At 55.6% G+C, this 19,548-nt stretch carries 17 protein-coding genes; 4 read left to right on the forward strand and 13 right to left on the reverse strand.

Annotation, left to right across the window (positions count from 1 at the left end; translation table 11 throughout):
* The first annotated feature begins 211 nt into the window (after positions 1–211).
* Positions 212–1,777, forward strand: a complete 1,566-nt coding sequence (locus tag N7922_RS13115; protein ID WP_263096685.1) for a methyl-accepting chemotaxis protein — start codon at positions 212–214, stop codon at positions 1,775–1,777.
* 49 nt (positions 1,778–1,826) lie between these two features.
* Here N7922_RS13115 and N7922_RS13120 read toward each other — a convergent pair whose 3' ends face one another.
* On the reverse strand, positions 1,827–3,242 hold the full coding sequence (locus N7922_RS13120) for an aldehyde dehydrogenase family protein (RefSeq protein WP_263096686.1): 1,416 nt from the start codon (positions 3,240–3,242) through the stop codon (positions 1,827–1,829).
* A gap of 100 nt (positions 3,243–3,342) precedes the next feature.
* Between N7922_RS13120 and N7922_RS13125 the strand changes: the two genes are divergently transcribed.
* A complete protein-coding gene (locus N7922_RS13125; protein ID WP_263096687.1) occupies positions 3,343–4,233 on the forward strand; it encodes a LysR family transcriptional regulator in 891 nt (296 codons plus the stop codon).
* Here the strand turns inward: N7922_RS13125 and N7922_RS13130 are convergent, their stop codons facing one another.
* Entirely contained in the window at positions 4,234–4,713 is a 480-nt protein-coding gene (locus N7922_RS13130; RefSeq protein WP_263096688.1) for a carboxymuconolactone decarboxylase family protein, read from the reverse strand.
* A 92-nt stretch (positions 4,714–4,805) separates the two neighbouring features.
* Between N7922_RS13130 and N7922_RS13135 the strand changes: the two genes are divergently transcribed.
* Positions 4,806–6,206 (forward strand): PLP-dependent aminotransferase family protein, encoded by a 1,401-nt coding sequence (locus N7922_RS13135; RefSeq protein WP_263096689.1) that lies wholly within the window; start codon positions 4,806–4,808, stop codon positions 6,204–6,206.
* 184 nt (positions 6,207–6,390) lie between these two features.
* Here the strand turns inward: N7922_RS13135 and N7922_RS13140 are convergent, their stop codons facing one another.
* From N7922_RS13140 to sad, 10 genes are all read right to left on the reverse strand, one after another.
* On the reverse strand, positions 6,391–7,305 hold the full coding sequence (locus N7922_RS13140) for a bestrophin family protein (RefSeq protein ID WP_263096690.1): 915 nt from the start codon (positions 7,303–7,305) through the stop codon (positions 6,391–6,393).
* A 264-nt stretch (positions 7,306–7,569) separates the two neighbouring features.
* Positions 7,570–9,021, reverse strand: a complete 1,452-nt coding sequence (locus tag N7922_RS13145) for a tagaturonate reductase (protein ID WP_263096692.1) — start codon at positions 9,019–9,021, stop codon at positions 7,570–7,572.
* A 116-nt stretch (positions 9,022–9,137) separates the two neighbouring features.
* Positions 9,138–9,662, reverse strand: coding sequence for a GNAT family N-acetyltransferase (locus N7922_RS13150; protein ID WP_263096693.1), 525 nt, complete (start codon positions 9,660–9,662; stop codon positions 9,138–9,140).
* Between the two features lie 80 nt (positions 9,663–9,742).
* Positions 9,743–10,711, reverse strand: a complete 969-nt coding sequence (locus N7922_RS13155; RefSeq protein WP_263096694.1) for a sensor domain-containing diguanylate cyclase — start codon at positions 10,709–10,711, stop codon at positions 9,743–9,745.
* A 107-nt stretch (positions 10,712–10,818) separates the two neighbouring features.
* Positions 10,819–11,811 (reverse strand): sensor domain-containing diguanylate cyclase, encoded by a 993-nt coding sequence (locus N7922_RS13160; protein ID WP_263100903.1) that lies wholly within the window; start codon positions 11,809–11,811, stop codon positions 10,819–10,821.
* A gap of 188 nt (positions 11,812–11,999) precedes the next feature.
* Complete coding sequence (locus N7922_RS13165) at positions 12,000–13,448, reverse strand: sensor domain-containing diguanylate cyclase (RefSeq protein WP_263096695.1); 1,449 nt, start codon at positions 13,446–13,448, stop codon at positions 12,000–12,002.
* A gap of 91 nt (positions 13,449–13,539) precedes the next feature.
* Positions 13,540–13,902 carry a DUF4186 domain-containing protein gene (locus N7922_RS13170; RefSeq protein WP_263096696.1) on the reverse strand — a complete coding sequence of 121 codons (363 nt, stop codon included), beginning with the start codon at positions 13,900–13,902 and terminating at the stop codon, positions 13,540–13,542.
* Entirely contained in the window at positions 13,902–14,828 is a 927-nt protein-coding gene (gene glsB, locus N7922_RS13175) for a glutaminase B (RefSeq protein ID WP_263096698.1), read from the reverse strand. Before glsB ends, N7922_RS13170 begins: the two co-directional genes overlap by 1 nt.
* Positions 14,829–14,890: 62 nt before the next feature.
* Positions 14,891–16,480, reverse strand: a complete 1,590-nt coding sequence (locus N7922_RS13180; protein WP_263096699.1) for a methyl-accepting chemotaxis protein — start codon at positions 16,478–16,480, stop codon at positions 14,891–14,893.
* Between the two features lie 101 nt (positions 16,481–16,581).
* Entirely contained in the window at positions 16,582–17,970 is a 1,389-nt protein-coding gene (sad, locus tag N7922_RS13185; protein ID WP_263096700.1) for a succinate-semialdehyde dehydrogenase, read from the reverse strand.
* A gap of 106 nt (positions 17,971–18,076) precedes the next feature.
* Between sad and ptrR the strand changes: the two genes are divergently transcribed.
* Positions 18,077–18,928, forward strand: coding sequence for a putrescine utilization regulator PtrR (ptrR, locus tag N7922_RS13190; protein ID WP_263096701.1), 852 nt, complete (start codon positions 18,077–18,079; stop codon positions 18,926–18,928).
* 20 nt (positions 18,929–18,948) lie between these two features.
* Here the strand turns inward: ptrR and N7922_RS13195 are convergent, their stop codons facing one another.
* Positions 18,949–19,431 (reverse strand): GNAT family N-acetyltransferase, encoded by a 483-nt coding sequence (locus N7922_RS13195; protein ID WP_263096702.1) that lies wholly within the window; start codon positions 19,429–19,431, stop codon positions 18,949–18,951.
* Positions 19,432–19,548: the final 117 nt, after the last annotated feature.

The following is a 19,548-nucleotide window of genomic DNA, read 5'->3' on the forward strand; positions in this document are numbered from 1 at the left end:
TTGAAAAACACTGAAACATTATTTCAATTGCATTTTGTACATTTTCTTCACATTTTTAACACCCCACCCTACCCCTAATCAAAATTTATTTTTCGCCTGGTGCCGTTGCACAAAAATCATAGCGTAATGTGATTAAGATCAGATAAAAAGATCAATATTTTCAGAAATATTGCCGTTATTAATAATACCTTTCTTTACATAGCGTAGGATTATGAAAAAAATAGCGCAGGCAACTGTTCTGACCAAACTGCTCATCGGCTTCTCCATCCTGATTGTGATGATGTTGCTGCTGGGCGTTGTGTCAATTTATCAGCTCAACACCAGTAATCACCATATTGATAAATTCCGCGAAAACCGCATGCCTGGTGTTCGCTATACCCTTGAAATGCGTGGCGTCTTATCCGAAATGCGCTTGCAGCAAGTTCAGTACATCACCTCTACCACACCGGAATCTCTTGAGCAGCATCGGGGAGAATTGCTGCAAAACCAGGCCATATTCCTGAACGCGCAGCAACAGTACGCCAAAACCTCCGCCGATGCGCCGCAAGAGATGCGCGCGCTGTTTGCGACGGTCGTCGATAACTTTAAAAACTTTGTCGACGTGAACGCCAAAGTGATCGCGGCAGTAAGCAGCGGCAACACGGATGAAGCCTCCAAAATCAGCGGCGCCGTCTCCTCAAAATACCGTACCCAGTTAATGAAGGATCTGGCGACGCTGGTGGATATGGAACTGGCGCTGGGTGATAAAGCTGGCGAAGATTCGCAAGCAGGTTATAACCAGGCCTTATACATACTGAGCGGTTTACTGCTGCTGGCGCTGATTGCCACAGGTGTGATTGCCCTGTTTATCTCTCGCAATCTGGCGCGTCAGCTCGGCGGCGAACCGGCCTATGCCGTTTCGATCATGAAAGCGATTGCCGCCGGTAATCTGAGCGCGGATGTCACGCTGCGCGATAACGACAGCCAAAGTTTGCTGGCGACCATTAAGTTTATGAACAGCAAACTGGCGGAGATCATTAACGGCATTATTAACGGCAGCGAATCCATCTCCCATGCCGCCAGTGAAATTGCCGAAGGCAACAACGATCTGTCGCAGCGTACTGAAGAACAGGCGGCGTCGCTGGTACAAACGTCGTCGAACATGCAGCAAATTACGGAGAACGTGAAGAGCAACGCCGAGAACGCCCGTAAAGCCAGCGATCTGGCGCGTGCGACCTCGCAAACGGCGGTTAAAGGCGGCAAAGAGGTTCATGACATGCTGAAACGTATGCATGAAATTTCCGATAGTTCACAGAAAATCGTCGATATTATCTCGGTAATTGAAGGGATTGCCTTCCAGACCAATATCCTGGCGCTTAACGCCGCGGTTGAAGCCGCACGCGCGGGCGAACAGGGTAAAGGCTTTGCGGTGGTCGCCGGTGAAGTGCGCAACCTGGCGCAGAAAAGCGCCGATGCGGCAAAAGAGATCAAACAGCTGATTGAAGGGACGGTGGAGAAAATCACGGATGGTTCACGCTTTGCCGATACCGCCAGCCGCGCGATGGAAGATATAGTGACATCGGTGAACAAGGTGACCGATATCGTGGCGGAAATTTCCGCCGCCTCGACGGAACAGCATCAGGGGATCAAGGAAATTAGCGTGGCTATCGATCAGATGGACCAGGTGACTCAACAGAACGCCACGCTGGTGGAGCAAGCGGCGGTTGCTGCCCAGTCCATGACCGAGCAGAGCGAAATCCTGCGCGATTCCGTACGCTTCTTCCAGTTGGCGCGTTAATGCCCCACAGGCCCGATGGTGCAGGATTGCCATCGGGCCTGTTCTTCCGTTACATAACGATAGTTTTCGGCTCCATAAACGCCGCTAATCCCCAACGCCCCATTTCCCGCCCGATGCCGGAGTGTTTAAAACCACCGAACGGCGCACCAGCCTCATGCGCCAGCGTGTTCACCTGTACACGCCCGGAGACAATTTGCGCCGCTACCCGCCGCGCACGTTCAACGTCGCGACCCAGTACCAGCGCACTCAATCCGTAATCCGTGTCATTGGCGATCGCCACCGCGTGCGCATCATCCTGATAACCGATCACCGATAACACCGGGCCAAAAATCTCTTCACGGGCAATGCGCATCGCGTTATCCACATCCGTGAACAGCGTCGGGCGGACAAACCACCCCTGCCCGCTATTTTCCGGCCGCCCTTCGCCGCCTGCCAGTAGTCGCGCCCCTTCCTGCTGCCCAAGACGGATGTACGACTGCACGCGCTGCCACTGTTTTTCACTGACCATCGGGCCGATATCGTGAGACGGATCATGCGGGTCGCCTGATTTAACCGCCGCGACCGCCTGCGCCAGTGCCGCTTCGTACTCGGCCTTACGTGAATTCGGCACCAGGATACGCGTACCGGCAATACAGGCCTGGCCGCTGTTGATAAACCCCGCCTGTATCGCTAAAGGCACGGCGGTGGCGGGATCGGCATCATCCAGGATCAGGGTTGGCGATTTACCGCCCAGCTCCAGGGTAACCCGTTTAAAGGTGTCAGCAGCATTACGCAGGATCGCTTTCCCCGTCACGGTTGAGCCGGTGAACGAAATTTTTGCGATATCCGGATGGCGACTCAATACCTCGCCCACCACCTCACCGCGCCCGGTGACAATATTAAACACGCCGGGCGGCAGTTGCGCCTGGTGCAATGCGCGGGTCACCACCTGGGTTTGCCATGCGCTCATCTCGCTGGGTTTGATCACCGCCGTGCACCCCGCCGCCAACGCGGCGGCGAGCTTGCCGCAGATAAATCCCGCATTACTGTTCCAGGGGGTGATAAGACCCGCCACACCCAGCGGCGTCATCTCCACGCGCGCGTGGCCAACCTGTGAGGTAAACGCAAACTGCTGCAGATCGCTTATCACCTGATCGATAACCGCCACAGGATAGCGCGCCATCCAGACCGCACGGGCGGCAGGCGCGCCATACTCCTGCACAATGGCCTGCAATAATTCCTCCTCGCACGCCGCTAATGCCTCGCGCATTCGCGTCAGCGCCGCGACGCGCTCTCCGACGCGGGTCTGTGACCAGGCCGGAAACGCGGCTTTCGCGGCGGCGATGGCGTTCAGCGCATCGACTTCGTTTGCCAGACGCACCTGACCGGTGACGTCGCCAGTCGCCGGATTAAACAGGTCAAAACGTTCTGTGCCTTGCGGCGTCACCCATTCGCCGTTTATGGAAATATGTTCGACAGATTGCATGGAAACCTCCTCCTGTAACGTGGAGCCAGTGTGGCACAGCTTTATCGCGCCGATAATCCACGCTATGCTGCAAAGGTTGTTTCGATTTTCGGGATAATCTATGCATCGTTCAGGGTTGATTGAGCTGGAAGTGGTGATGGCGGTCATGCGCCAGGGCAGTTTTCGCGCCGCCGCCAGAGAGCTGGGTATGTCGGCAACCGCCGTCAGTAATGCCATTGCCGGGCTGGAAAGCCGCCTGGATGTGCGGCTGTTTCACCGTACCACCCGCAGTGTCGCGCTGACCGAGGCCGGGCAGCGTTTTGTGGCGCGAGTCGGCCCGGCGTTGCAGGAGATTCGTCATGCCACGGAAGAGATCCACAGCGTCGACGACGCGCCGTCCGGCACGCTGCGCATTAATGTGCCGCAGGCGGTAGGACAGCTTTTCCTCGATGATCTGCTGGTGCGTTTTCTTGCCCGTTATCCCTTGATGCGCCTCGAAATTGCCAGCGAAGCCAGGATGATCGACATCGTCGCTGAAGGGTATGATGCAGGCATCCGTCTGGCCGAGTCGATCCCGCAGGATATGATTGCCGTTCCCCTGACGCCGGATATCTGTATGCGGGTTGTGGCGACGCCGGAATGGTTTGCCGCACACGGTACACCGCAAACACCGGAGGAGTTGTATCAGCATCAGGGGATTTGCATGCGGATGTCGCACGGCGGAATTTACCGTTGGGAGTTATCGCGCCACGGTCAGCATTACGCGATTGCCGTTCCCGCCCGGCTGGCGACAACCGACCTGTTTACCTCGATCGCGGCGGTGCGCGCCGGGTTAGGCGTGGGTTTCTTGCCAGGGTTCTATATTGAAGACGATCTGCGCAGCGGGCGGCTGGTCAGCGTGCTGGATGCGTGGACACAGCCCTTTAAAGGGCTGTGCCTGTATTATCCGGGACATCGCCATATCCCGACGGGGTTGCAAGCGTTTATCGCCTTTATCCGCGAAGCGGTTTAATTACTCGAGATGCGCGCGATCCAGGCCGTAGGCTTTGTCCAGCGCACCGGGTAAGGTCTGTTGCAGCACCATTAACCGGTTCCAGCTATTAATGATAGCGATAGCGAATGCCAGTTCCGACACCTCCGCCTCACTGAAATGCTCACGCACTTCCCGGTACAGCGCATCACTGACGCCCTGTTCCCCGAGGCGTGTTAACGCTTCAGTTAATGCCAGCGCCGCCCGCTCTTTTGCAGTAAACAGCGGCGACTCGCGCCAGACCGCAACATGATAAAGACGCAGTTCACGCTCGCCGTGCACTTTCGCCTGTTTGACATGCATATCGAGACAGAAGGTACAGCCGTTCAGTTGCGATGCGCGAACATCAACAAGATCTTTAATGGCGGTATCAAGGCTGCTGTTGTGCGACGCCTGACTGGCATCGCCCAGGGTTTTGATCAGCGAAGGTGCGGTCTGGAAGAGATTCACGCGGGTGCTCATAATCATTTGCCTCATTTATTGATTCAACAGCCGCTATACTACTGCCTTATGGCATACTAAAAAGATGCAAAAAGCGAGAATCAAGGTAGGACATGAAACCCGGCTACAAAACCATTTACGAACAGTATCGCCACAGCATCACCAGCGGATTGCTGAAACCTGGCGATAAAGTCCCATCGGTGCGCGTACTGGCAAGCGAATTAGGGGTGGCGCGTAAAACGGTGGAGACGGCGTGGGCAATACTGGTCGGTGAAGGCTATCTGGTCAGCCAGGGCGCACGCGGTACACGGGTTAACCCGGACTTGTCGCTCGGCGGTGAGAAAAAAACCGTGCCGACAGCGCAAAACGGGGATGCCCTCCTCAGTATGGCGGAGACGCTGCGCGATCAAGCGGGATTCTTGCGCCTCGGCATTCCGTCGCTGGATGCCTTTCCCTACAAGAAGTGGCTGCTACTGAGCGGCAAGGCGGTGCGATCAATGCAGCCGGTGGAAATGACCAATCCGCCGTTAATGGGCTATGCGCCGCTGCGTGAAGCGATTGCCCATTACGTCAATATTTCGCGTGGACTTTCCTGTTCAGCAGAGCAGATATTTATCACCAGCGGCTATAACCATAACCTGCGGTTGATCCTCAGCGCACTGGGCAGACCCGGCGACAAAGTGCTGTTTGAAGATCCCGGCTACTATTTCGGTCAGCAAACCCTTAAGCGTATCGCCAGCAATCTGCACTTTGCGCCGGTGGATAACCACGGGCTGAATGTCGATTACGTACAGCAGCATCACCGCGATGCGCGCTTTGTTTTTGTGACACCGTCACATCAAAGCCCGCTTGCGGTCACCCTTTCACTGCCGCGTAAACAGCAATTACTGGACTGGGCGCAGCAGAATGAAAGCTGGATTATCGAAGATGATTACGACGGTGAATTCCACTATACCCGCAAGGTCCTGCCTGCCTTAAAAAGCCTTGATACGCAGGATCGGGTCATTTATATGGGTACGTTCAGTAAAACGGTGATGCCGGCACTGCGCATCAGTTACCTGGTGATGCCGCGCGCTTGCGTGGCGCAGTTTCGCGAAACCGGGGAGCTGACGGAAAGCGGCCAGCCGGTGCTAACGCAAAAAATCCTCGCCGCGTTTATGGGCGAAGGCCATTTTTTCCGCCACCTGAAAAAAATGCGCACGCTCTATTCGCAGCGCAGAAAAACCATGCTGGCTGCGCTGGAGCAGGTTTATCCGGGGATGTTTGACATTGAAGTGAGCGACGGCGGAATGCACATCATTGCGTTGTTGCGCACCAGCACACTGGACGTCCGGCTGGCGCAAATCTGGCAGCAACACCAGTTGCAGGTCAGCCCGCTCTCGCGTTGGTATAACCAGACCCACAAGCGCTACGGTTTGATCATGGGGTATACCAATGTGCGATCGGCGCAAGAAGCGGTTGCGCTATTACAGCGCCCGGCGCAGGAAACGCGGGCGCTGCTCAGCGTTGAATAAAGATCATGGCAGGCAACTGACCAGGGATAAATCCCATGCGGTTGCCAGAAGAGATAAGCTGATAACCAGTGTCACCGCTAACGAGATCGTTTTATCTGACATTTCCATCGCATGTCCCTCTGTATGGTGGTATCGCCATTTAACAGGGAAGATCTTAATGATTTCTTACTCTCTCAGAAAAAGTTTAGGTTAGTTGATAGTTTTTGTCTGGTGTCATTTTGTGCGGAAGCACATCGGTATCGTTCATTTGCAGCAAATCGATCTCAATGGCATTGCAGATGGCATCCAGCGGCAGGTCGTTATCCTCTTCACCAAACGGGTCTTCCAGCTCTTCTGCCAGCGTATCCAGCGAAATAAAGGTGTAGGAGATAAGCACCGAGACAAACGGCGTCATAAAGTGCAAATCCACCACCAGCGCAAACGGCAGCATGATGCAAAACAGGTAAACCGTGCGGTGCAGAATCAGCGAATAGGCAAACGGCAGCGGCGTGGTAAAAATGCGTTCACACCCGGAAAGTACAGCGGACATATCGTGCAAGCGCTGCGTAATGCTGTGGAACAGAATGTCCGACAAGGCACCCTTCGCCCGGCGTTCTCCCAGCCACTCCGCCATTAATAACAGAATGCGGTTAGCCGGTGAATGCGCGTTCAGCACCGTCTGCAGATCCTGCCCGCTCAGATAATTTGTCAGCACGTCACCCTGCTGCTTGCGACGCAACGTCATCCGCAGGCAATGCGCAAAGGCGATTTGTAAGCGGATAAAATGCGCCACGCCGTCGTCATCCGGCAGCGTGGTTTTCACCTCCCGCAGCAGCGAACGCGAGGCGATCATCAGTTGTCCCCATAACAACCGTGCTTCGCTATAGCGGGCAAAGCAGGCGTTGTTGCGAAAACCGAGGAAGATGGCAATCGCCACGCCAAGGATGCTGAACGGCGCGACCGTCAGTTTGATCCCCAACGAGGTGTACCAGGGGAGCATCCAGATCACAGCGATAGAGAGCAGGAAGTTCATCACCAGTCGGGATGAGATTTTCGGCAGCACCGAACCGTGCCAGACGAAAAGACGAGTAAGCCAGTGTTGTTCAGGTCGGACAATCATGTTGAGTCGTGTGCAAAGAGAGAGCTGCACTATTAAACGTGATCGCAATCACAGTTGCAAGGATGCTAATGAATTGTGACAAATCAACATGCCAGACGAGGATGTATGGCGCAGAAGTTTCTGAAACCTGTTATACAACTATATAAAAGTATGTTGTAACTAATGGCGGCAAAACCAACCCGGAACGCGAACGTAGCCGATCAAAACGCATAAAAAAACCCGACCGAAGCCGGGTTCTCGTTTACCTGCAAGCAGTGCGCGGGATCAGCACAGCGGTTTCACGGCTTCACGCATGCCTTGCAGCAGGATGGCATCCAGATCCAGTGACACCTGCTCAACCAGACCGGCGACGTTCGTCAGATCCTGCTCCCAATGGTCGCTCACCGACAACACCGCTTTAACCAGCTCGCTGGTGCTGATCTGGCGGTCACCATGCTGGCTCCACAGTTGCTGATAACGCTCAATCCAGTGCGCGTCATCCTGCACCGGATAAGCCTGCCCGTTACGCTCGCCGCGATAGAAAGCAATCAGCGCCGCCAGCGCAAACGTCAGGCGCGCAGGCAGTTTACCGGTGGCTTTCTGCCCCGCCAGCAGTTGCGGCAGAATGCGGGTGCGGAACTTGGTCATACCGTTCAGCGCAATGGAGAGCAACTGGTGTTTGATGTACGGGTTACGGAAACGCCCGGTCACCGCGCTGGCAAACGATTCCAGCTCATCGCGCGGCAGATCCAGCACCGGGATAATCTCCTGGTAAATCGCTTTTTCGACAAACGCGCAAATTTCGTTGTCGTTCATTGCCTCGCCAACGGTGTCCAGCCCTGCCTGATACGCTACCGGCACCAGCGCAGTGTGCGCGCCGTTGAGGATCGCCACTTTACGCTCTTTGTAGGGTTTAATGTCGTCAACAATCAGCACGTTCAACGGGAATTTGTCGAGGCGCAGTTCAGACGCCAGCGTTTTCGGCCCCTGGATCACAAACAGATAAAAGTGTTCGGCCGTGTCGAGGAAGCTATCCTGATAACCCAGTTCGGCTTCCAGTTTCGCCACTTCATCACGCGGATAACCGGTCACGATACGGTCAACCAGCGTCGAGCAGAAGGCGTTGGCTTTATCCAGCCACTGAATAAATTCCGCACCCAGCGCCCACTCTTGCGCATAACGCAGCACCAGTTCGCGCAGCGCGTCGCCGTTATAATCAATCAGTTCACACGGGATGATCACCCAGCCTTTGTCGGCTGCGCCAGAAAAATGGCTGAAACGTTCGAACAGCAGACGGGTCAGCTTCGCCGGGTAGCTCACCGCAGGCGCATCGGCGAATGTGTCGCCAACATGGTAGCTGATGCCCGCTTCCGTGGTGTTAGAGAACACGAAGCGGATATCCGGGTTGTGCGCCAGTTTCAGAAACTCGTCATACTGCGCATAGACGCTGATTTCGCGGTTAACGGAGCGGATCACGCGGGCATCACTCACCGCTTCGCCCTGCTCGTTCAGACCACGAATGATGGTGGTATAGAGGCCATCCTGAGTGCTCAGGGAAGGCGGGAAATCACTCTGGATCGGGCGAACAACCACCACACCGGCGTTCAGGTCGGTGTGCTCGTTCAGCAGATCGATTTGCCAGTCGACAAAAGCGCGCAAAAAGTTCCCTTCACCGAACTGAATAATACGCTCAGGGTATTCAGCGCCGGGAAAGTTGCGACGGTTTAATGTGTTCACAGTGGGTTCCTTTTTTGATTAGTCATACAACCTGGGAAGATTGGTGTAATAACTTACCAGACTTTTCGACCATGAAACCCTGTTTTGATCAAAATGGGACGTCTTATTGGCGACAATTATAAGAACTTGTAAAAAAATGTCGTAGCCGTCACATTTCCTTGCGGCATAAGTGCATAACGCGGGATCTCCCCAACGCGCTGCCAACCGCATTGCAGATAGAAATTCTCCGCACCGCTGCCGGTTGCCGTGTCCAGCACCAGCACCGTTTTAGCGTTGGCCTGCGCTGCGGTCTCAAGGGCATCCATCAAGCGGCGCGCCAGCCCCTGACGTCGGGCTTTTTCGTGCACTAACAGTTTCGAAACATCAGCGCGATGGGGCTGGTTTTCCGGCTGATCGAGGATCAGCTGTACCGTACCAACAATATCGCCAGTCTCATCTTCCGCCACCAGCACAATGCGCTCGCCGCGCGTGGTGCTGGCCGCCACGTTTGACCAGAAGCGGAGGGATTTTTCCCGCGAGAGCGGGTGCATAAAGCTCACCGATGCGCCGCCGGAAACACAGTTTTCCAGCACCTCGCACAGGGCATCAATACGTCGGGAAAGGTCATCGCCAGAGAGGGCGTGGATATGATAAGTGGTCATTTTTCTTCCTTATAAAACAACCACTATCTGATTTACATAAAATTAACACAAGCGCCGCAGTGATAGGATCGGCTTATGGTTTAGCGGGCGCGGTTATTCTGCTGCTTCATCGCATACATTTTTTTATCCGCATCCTTCATCCACGGATGCAGCTCACCGCTGCCATTATGATCGAATTCGCTCAGCCCCCAGGAAAATGCCAGCTTCCAGGGTTTACCGGAAGAGAGATTCCAGGCTTCAACCTGTTCGACCAGATGCTGCATGGCGATCCAGGCCCCCTGCTCATCGGTGTCGGAAAAGATAATCGCGAACTCATCACCGCCGTAGCGCACTTGCAGGTCCGCCTCGCGCAAACTGGCGGTCATCACCGATGCCATCGATTTCAGGGCGTCATCCCCTTCCGCATGCCCCCAGTTGTCGTTAATCGCTTTGAAGTTATCGAGGTCGATCCACGCCAGCGTAAGCGGCTCTGCCCGGCGGCGCGCGCCAAAAATAGCGAACTTCGCCAGGCTGTCAAACCCACGACGATTAAACAACCCCGTCAGTTCATCGGTGGTTGCCGCGCTCATGACCGCGAACTCATCTTCGACAATCATGGCGAAATCTTTCAGGCTGTCGAACTCCGCATCGCTGAAGCTACGCGGTTGTTTGTCGATCAAACAGAACGCGCCTACCACCGCCCCGTCCGGCAAACGCAGCGGATGGCCAGCATAAAAGCGGATGTGCGCATCGCCCGTGACCAGCGGGTTATCGGCAAAACGTTCATCGCGGGAAGCATCTTCGATAATCAAAGGGTCAGCGCATAATATCGCATGGCCACAGAAGGAAATTTTGCGTGGCAGGGATTCTTTCGGATAGCCAGCCGTGGATTTGAAATGCAGCGTGGTTTCATCCACTAACGTAATCAATGCCCCAGGAACATTAAACATACGTTTTGCCAGGCGGGTTAAGCGATCTAACCGATCGGTAACGCCACTCTCCAGGAGTCCCGAGTCGTGCAACGAGGCAAGACGTTTTCCCTCATCGGCGGGAATAGCAGGTATTTTCATAGAGTGCCTATCTCATCATTCTCAGGCTGTTTTTCGCAATGATATGAAAAAATATATCGTTCAACATACGATATACAGCATAAAGTTTAGTCTATACCGAGCGATTGTCAGTGCGAGTAAATTTGGTTTTTGCCCAACCGCTTCGCCTGGTAGAGCGCATCATCCGCCGCTTTTAACCATTCACTAACGGTATGCATACCCGGCAAAGCGCTGGCAATGCCAATACTTAGCGTACAGGTAAACGCGTATTCCTGCACGATGGGCATGATTGCCGCCTCATTCATAATCTGCGTCGCCACGACGTGCGCTTCATCAGGCGGTGTATCGGGTAGTAAAATGACAAACTCATCGCCGCCCAGTCGCGCTGGCGTGTCGTTTTTGCGGGTAGCGACATGCAAAATTTTCGACACCGTCACCAGCAACGCATCCCCGACTTTATGACCAAACCGATCGTTCACCTCTTTAAAATTATCGATATCAATAAACATCAAAGAGGAGTGACCAGGCGTCGTGCGGAGTTTGTCCAGCTCATACTGAATACGCTTTTCCAACAGACGCCGGTTGGCGATATCCAGCAACGGATCCATCATGGCAATGCGTTCAAGCTCACGGCTTTTCACCCGCAGTTTGACGGCCATGCTGTCGGTCAGCACGCTCAGAGCCAGTAAATAGATAGCAATCAGCGGCAAAGTGGCGAACATTGTCCGCTGCGTCACCTCCAGCTCAACGGGCATCCCCTGTGCCAGCCAGGTCAGCAGAAAGACCCCCACCATGGTCAGACCCGCTTTGCGCATCAGGATAAAACCGCCTGCCGATAAACGGTCGGTAAGCAGGACAGTGGCAATCACCACGGAGGGCAGCGGATTGACCGCCATCAGCGCGATCCACAAGCCCCCTGCGCCTGCGTCAATCACCAGGTTTTGATGTTCAATATCCAGCGGTGTACGGGCATGGCGGGCGCGTAAAAAAGCGAAGGTCGGCCAGAGAAAAGCATTCGCAGAGAGCAGGACAATTGTCCATAACGGCCGCTGCAATTCCTGTAGCACGGAAAGAATAGGGAAAAAACAGAGCAACGTGCCGAGGATACGCATCAGGTACATGCGCCTGACAAAACGTCTGCCAGAGATCCGCTCGTTTTTATTCAAATTATCAGACCCGTTCATGGCGCGCTTTTTTCCCGCTACGTATAGCCAATAATAGTATTGACGTTAAAAATTAGTAGCAAGCAATTTAATAAGTTATCGATATTAACTGCGTCAAACATCAGCGGTGTGAATAACGTCAGGAACTATTGCCCCGAGGAAACCTGCGACGGCGCGTCGGCAAAAACGATATCTTTACTGGACGTAGTACAGTTGCGGCCCTGCTTTTTCGAGCGGTAGAGATTTTCATCCGCTTCCGCCAGCAGTTCATTGAACATTTCGGTCAACGCCCAGGCTTCCGTCCTGCCGCTGCTTAAGCCAATGCTCACCGTCAAATGCAGCGTTTGCTGCCGCCACTTGAAGGGGTAATTTTCGATGGAGTGACGCACGTTTTCCGCCAGCGTAAAGCCATCGTCCGGATCGGCGGTGATCGCCACGACCACAAACTCTTCGCCGCCCATGCGCGCCACAATGCCCCGCTCTCCCAGCGCGTCCTGCACTTTACGGGCGAAAGCAGCCAGCACCCTGTCGCCACATTCGTGACCGTAATTATCATTCACGCTTTTGAAATAATCGATATCCATCAGCATCACCGTCACATGCTTGTCGGCGAAGCGCTTATCATCGTTATTCAACGCTTCATACAGCCCTGAACGGGAGTAGACACGGGTCAGGAAATCAAAATCAGCGCGCAGGGAGACCTGGCGAATCAGGCGGTTAATTTTCTCTACGCTGACGGAGACAATCACCGGGCAAATCGCCATGGTGGCGATGCCCATACGGGCGGAAAACATGTGCGGCATTTCCATGGGCGACCCCAGGAAAATATTGATTGCGCCATTGGCGACGAGCATGATTTCCACCCCGCCGGTCAGCAATGTCACCAGGCTTGTCAACGGCAGCGGATAGCGTACGGCACACCAAATCAACGCCGGTAGCGGGAACGCCAGACTGCCTGCGCCGCCAATCACCACCGATGCCAGCACCGACACCATCACCGCGCCGATCGGCAGCAGTTGCCGGGCTTTGAACTGCAACGGTTCACGCGGCCAGCTCATCGTCAGCATGCACGGCAGGATCAACACACCGGTGGAAAATTGCTCACTGAACCAGTCCGCCAGCAGCAGTAAAAAGCCTTGTCCGTTGATGCCTACCGAACCAATCGCGCCAAAAAACGCGCACAGCAGCGCGGCAAACATGCAGTAGCCAAAGAGCCGGAGGGCATTTATCGGTTCCGGGGCTTTGATCATCTGGCTGCGTTCCCAGGTGATCAAATGGGCCATGGTGATAATAAACACCATATTGGAGAAGTTAATAATCAGCGACGCCGTGCCCCAGGAGGTGGTAATGGCGTCATAGGCCAGCATGGCGATGTAGCTAATCAGGTAATATTGCCAGCGATGCAGAAATGCGTAACGCGCAAAAACCCCCGCCATAACCGCATTCAGCGGCCAGAAAAGCGACAACTCTTCCACCAGGCGCATCATCGCGCCCAGGAAATAAAACAGCGTTGTCAGGATAAAAATCACCGCAGCGTTATTCAGCGGTTTTTCTTCCTGAAATGGACGAAAAGGGGTTAAAAAAAATGATCGCATCACATCTTAATCCATATCACGCGCACGGTACTCTGTTCGATACACAGGGGAAATTCCTATAGCTTAGCATGCTTACCTTGCGCGCTTTCGTTCAGCGCGGTGCATTCATCTGCACGACCAGCCAATGGTAAATCACATCCACAATATACTGTTGTTGAGTTTCTGTTAATGGATATCCATGAGGAATGTCGTGCCACTTTTCCAGACACCCACGGCAACAGGTGGCCGTGGCATGCTGGGCGATAAACACCGGGTGCCCCCGCATCGGCGTCTGTTTACCGTCGTTTTGCGGCTGCGCAGGCGCCAGACGGCGGGCAACAAAATCCGCCGCGTGCGAGGCAATCACCTCTGCGCCTTTATCCAGGCAATACTGCCGCTCTTTTGCGCCAAGGCGAAAACGGGAACGGAACGCAGAGCGTGACAAACGGGTGAACAGCGGCGTTAAATCAGCCATCAGTACACCGACCTCCCCAGTTGTTGCGTTAAGGCCTCCAACACCGCGACGCCTGCCAGCGAATTCCCGGCCTCATCCAGTTCCGGGCTCCAGACCGCAATCGCCATTTCATGCGGCACAATCGCCACAATACCGCCCCCCACGCCGGATTTTGCCGGCAGGCCAACCCGCCAGGCGAACTCCCCGGCATTCTGGTACATGCCGCTGGTGGCCATCAGCGCATTCACCTGGCGCGCCTGCATCGGCGTAACAATGGGGGAGGAAATGTGCGCAGCATGCCCGCCCTGCGCCAGAAAGAGAAACGTCTGCGCCAGCTCAACACAGCTCATTTTGAGTGCACAATAGTGAAAATAGTTCTGCAACACGGTGGAAACATCGTTATGGAAGTTACCAAACGACTTCATCAGCCAGGCAATGGCGGCATTACGGGCGGAGTGGTCAAATTCCGAGCGGGCGACGGCGCTGTCGTAGGCGATGTCCTGTACGCCGGAGAGTTTACGTACAATTTCCAGCATACGCTGGCGCGGCGCGCTGAGGCGGCTTTGCAGCATATCGCACACCACCAGCGCCCCGGCGTTAATAAAGGGGTTGCGCGGTTTGCCTTGCTCGATTTCCAGTTGCAGCAGTGAGTTAAAGGGCTGCCCGGAGGGATCTTTCCCCACGCGCTGCCAAATCTCCTCTTCGGCATAGTGGTTCATGGCGACCACCAGGCTGAGCACCTTAGAAATAGACTGGATGGAAAAACGCTCGCGGGCATCGCCTGCGTAGAAATGTTCTCCCTGCACCGTACTGATAGCAATGCCCAGCTTATTGCCGCTTACCGAGGCCAGCGCGGGAATATAATCCGCCACGTTGCCCTGACCCAACAGCGGACGTACCTGCGCAAGCACCGCGTCCAGTACGCCATTATCCATTGCCGTTGCCACACTCACCCCTTGCTCACAGGCCAAAAACGGCCTGCGAGTATAACAGAGACGAATGAATCACGTCAGGCCGGCAGGCGAAAACGGGCCACCGCCTGCAGTAACTGATGAGAATCATTATGCAGTTGTTCAGACGCTTGTGTCGCCGTCGACACCAGTTCCCCGGTGCGCCGGGCGACCGTGTTGAGAGCGTGCAAACGCCGGGTCATCAGATGGATGCTCTCCCCCTGACTCAGGGTGGCGGCGGAGATCTCATTGAGCACGCCGCTTAAATGTCCCACCAGCCCGGTTACTTTTTGCAGGTTGCTTTCAAGGCGACTTACTGCCTGCGTACCGTCAGTGATCCCCTGCAAAGAGTGGTTAATCAACTGCTGAATGGTTTGCGTTGAATGGCTACTTTTACGCGCCAGCAGTCCGACCTCTTTCGCCACCACCGCAAAGCCGCGCCCGTGATTCCCGGCATGCGCCGCTTCAATGGCGGCATTCAGCGCCAGAATATTCGTCTGAAACGCCACGCCATCAATCATATCGACGATGTTGCGCATCTCGGCCGAACGTTCGACGATCTCACGCATCGACTGGTTAACCGTGTCCATCATGCGATCGCCGCCTGCGGCGATTTTTTGCGCCTCATCCGCCTGTTGACGGGCCTGCTGGGCGAAGCCAGTGCTGCCTTCAACGTGGGATTCCAGGGTGGCAATATGTTCGGTCACATCCGTCAGTTCCTGCGCCTGTTTCGTCGACTGCTGATAAAGCGACTGGTTACCTTCCGCGAGGTTGCTGATGGTGTTCACCATAGAGGCGGTTGCGTCACTGACCTGCATCACCAGTTGTTGCAGCCCCTGCTGCATGCTGTGAATGCTCAGGCTAAGCTGCTCCACCTCGCGGTTAAAACGCGGTACCGACGGCAGCGCTGTTCCCAGATCGCCCGCGGCGAGGATGTTGATGTGCGCAATCAGCCGACGCAGCGGCGTGATCACCCAGCGCGACATGGCAAACCACACCAGTACCGCAATCACCAGCAACAGCGCGGGCACCAGCACAAAGACATGCTGTAGCTGTCCAAGGTTGGACATTAACGCCTGACGGCCAGTTTCCGCACGGCTTTCGCTGGCCTGCTGGAAACGGGCATAGTTGTCGTTAAAATCCGCCTGGAATGCCTGCGCAGGCACCGCAAAGAAGGCGTCAATCGACTGGGTTTTCACCAGTCCATCCGCCTGCTCTTTCAGCGCGCCGTAAAACAGCTGATAACTGTTGATTAAGCCATCGTCTTTCGGCGGATCCAACGCCAGCCAGGCTTGCCAGGCTTTTTGTGACGCATCCAGCGCGCTGCGGGTTTCATCCATCAGGCTGCGCCAGCTCCCTTCGGATCCAGTTTCTTTGTCCTGCATAAACCACACGCCTGCGCGGTTAAGCAGATCGCTTGCGGTCAGCAAGGCCACGCGGGCTTCATCCACGCGAACCTGTTGCAGGTGCGCCTGCTGGTTTAACTGTTCATTGTGCTGTGCTTCGCGTAATGACGCGGAAAGGAGAAAAGAGGAGGCGATTTGCAGCGCGGAGAACAGACCAATGATGCAGAAAATACCGGCTAACAAACCAAACTGCTGAGGTGTAACACGCCGAACAATACGGCGAAAAATTTGCATTAAGTTCATGATATTCTTCTATAACCACAACGTTGCCGTGAGTCTACAAAAGGATCATGACACCCCCATGACAGCGAGGAGTGGCGCGCCCCACCGGGGCGCGCAGGCGGTTACAGACGATCTTTCCATACGGTCTGGATATTGCAAAATTCATGCAAACCGAAGTGCGACAGCTCGCGGCCAAAACCGCTTTTCTTCACGCCACCAAAGGCCACACGGGCATCGCTGGCGCTGTAGCCGTTAATAAACACGCCACCGCACTCCAGGTGTTCGACAAACCAGGCGGCCTGCGCATGATCGGCGGTAAAGACGGTGGCGGACAAACCAAAATCACTGTCATTCGCCAGTGCCAACGCATGCTCCGCATCACGGGCAAGGGTGATGGCGGCGACCGGGCCAAACAGCTCCTGGCGGAATGCGGTCATCTCCGGCGTCACGCCAGCCAGTACCGTCGCCGGGTAGTAGTTGCCCGCCCCCGGAACCTTTTCCCCACCGAGCAGCAGCGTAGCGCCCTGCTGGATGCTGGCCTGTACCTGCGCATGCAGCTCATCGCGCAGATCAAAACGCGCCATCGGCCCCAGATAGTGCTCTTCGTTGTCCGGCGCGCCCTGTTTCAGCGCGGCTGCGGCGGCAACAAACTTGTCGGTAAAGGCCTGCGCGATGCCGGATTCAACAATAAAACGTTTCGCGGCAGCGCAAACCTGCCCGGTATTTTGATAACGCCCGGCGACTGCCGCTTTCACCGCCAGATCCAGATCGGCGTCGTTCAGCACAATAAAGGGATCGGAACCCCCCAGTTCCAGTACGCATTTTTTCAGCGCTGCCCCGGCCTGTGCGCCAATAGCGGCACCCGCGCGCACGCTGCCGGTCACCGTGACGGCGGCAATCCGCGGGTCATTGATGGCCTGACTGACGCCATCATTAGTGGCGTTCACCCAGCCAAACACCCCTTGCGGGATCCCGGCGCGGGTGAAAATCTCGCCCAACAGCGCCGCACACCCCAGCACATTGGGTGCATGCTTCAGTAAATAACTGTTACCGGCCAGCAGGATCGGCACCGCGCCGCGCATCACCTGCCACACCGGAAAGTTCCACGGCATCACCGCCAGAATCGGCCCCAGCGGCCGGTATTCAATGGTGGCGCGGTTATGCTCAACCTGGGTCGGCTCGCTGCCAAGCATTGCCGGACCGTTATCCGCATACCAGTCGCACAGGCTGGCGGATTTGTTCACCTCGCCCCGTGCCTGCAGGATCGGTTTCCCCATCTCCTGGCTGATCCGTTGCGCCATCTCTTCGCCCCGTTCACGCAACGCCGCGCCCACATCGCGCAGTTTTTGTGCTCGCTCCGCCACGCTTAACACTCGCCACTGGCGATAGCCGTTAGCCGCCTGTTCGATGGCGGCATCCACGTCTGCAGGGCTGGCCCACGGTGTGGCGCTCAGGGTTTCCCCTGTGGCCGGGTTGATGGAAATAGCATGGGTTGTCGGGGTAATGGACATACGGGGTCTCCCTTAAATGTGTTCAGGACTTGCACCAGAGTGGCGGAATTTGTTATTTCTGAAAACTGAATAATATTAACGACACTATTCACAAAGAGAGAATGGCATGGATTTAACCCAGCTTGAGATGTTTAACGCCGTGGCGCAGACCGGCAGTATCACCCAGGCGGCGCAGAAGGTGCATCGCGTGCCGTCCAATCTCACGACCCGCATTCGCCAGTTGGAGTCCGATCTCGGTGTCGATCTGTTTATCCGCGAAAATCAGCGCCTGCGTCTCTCTCCAGCGGGGCACAGTTTTTTGCGTTACAGCCAGCAGATCCTGGCGCTGGTGGATGAAGCCCGCATGGTGGTAGCCGGAGACGAGCCGCAAGGCCTGTTCTCGCTGGGCGCGCTGGAAAGCACCGCGGCGGTACGCATTCCCGCCACGCTGGCGCAGTATAACCAGCGTTATCCGCGTATTCAGTTTGACCTCTCCACCGGGCCTTCCGGCACCATGATCGACGGCGTGATGGAAGGAAAACTGAGCGCCGCTTTCGTCGACGGCCCGATCATGCACCCGGGTCTGGAAGGGATCCCGGTTTACCGTGAAGAGATGATGATTGTCGCACCGTACGGTCACCCGCACATTGAGCGCGCGGCGCAGGTCAATGGCGCCAGCATCTATGCCTTTCGCGCTAACTGCTCCTACCGCCGCCATTTTGAGAGCTGGTTTAATGCCGATCGCGCCACACCCGGAAAAATCCACGAGATGGAGTCCTATCACGGCATGCTGGCCTGTGTGATCGCCGGGGCCGGACTGGCGCTGATCCCGCGCAGTATGCTGGAAAGTATGCCCGGTCATCACCAGGTGGAAGCCTGGCCGCTGGCGGAAAACTGGCGCTGGCTGACCACCTGGCTGGTGTGGCGACGCGGCGCGAAAACCCGGCATCTTGACGCGTTTATTGAACTGCTGCAGTAGCTTTAACGCCCGGTGGCGGTTTATTGCATGGCAAAACGCAGGTCGGCGATAAGCATTTTTTCCATAAAAATACTCAAGGGATCGTCGACATAGGGCGCAAAAGCGCGACAGGTCTGATAACCGCAGCGCTCATACAGCTTAACCGCCGCCAGCTGCCTGATCCCGGTCTCCAGACGCAACGTATGGCAAAAACGGGCAACCGCCTCCTGCTCCAGCGCGGCAATCAGTTTTTCACCCAGTTGTTGCCCACGATGCCGGGGATCGATAAACACCCGTTTCATCTCGCCGCTGCCATCGCCGTTCAGCACCACCGCGCCGCACCCCACGGTCGCCCCATCGGTATGGCGGATTTTTCGCAGGATCAGGGTCTGCGCAGGTAAAGCAGCCAGATCAAGCAGATGGTTACTCTCCGCCGGATAGAGCGCACTCTGGTAGCGATCCAGTTCGTCAATCAGTGCAATCACATCCGGCTGGGAAGCGGTGGCATCGGTAATACTGTACATAGGGCGCTCCTTATTGTTACTCCCTTGTTAAATTAACCAGCCAGACCCGCATCAACGTCATACGATTAACCTATAGATGATGCAGGCCGTTGCGCAGCCGGGAGGACAGACGGTACC

This window comes from Kosakonia sp. ML.JS2a, from assembly GCF_025642095.1.
Lineage (GTDB): Bacteria > Pseudomonadota > Gammaproteobacteria > Enterobacterales > Enterobacteriaceae.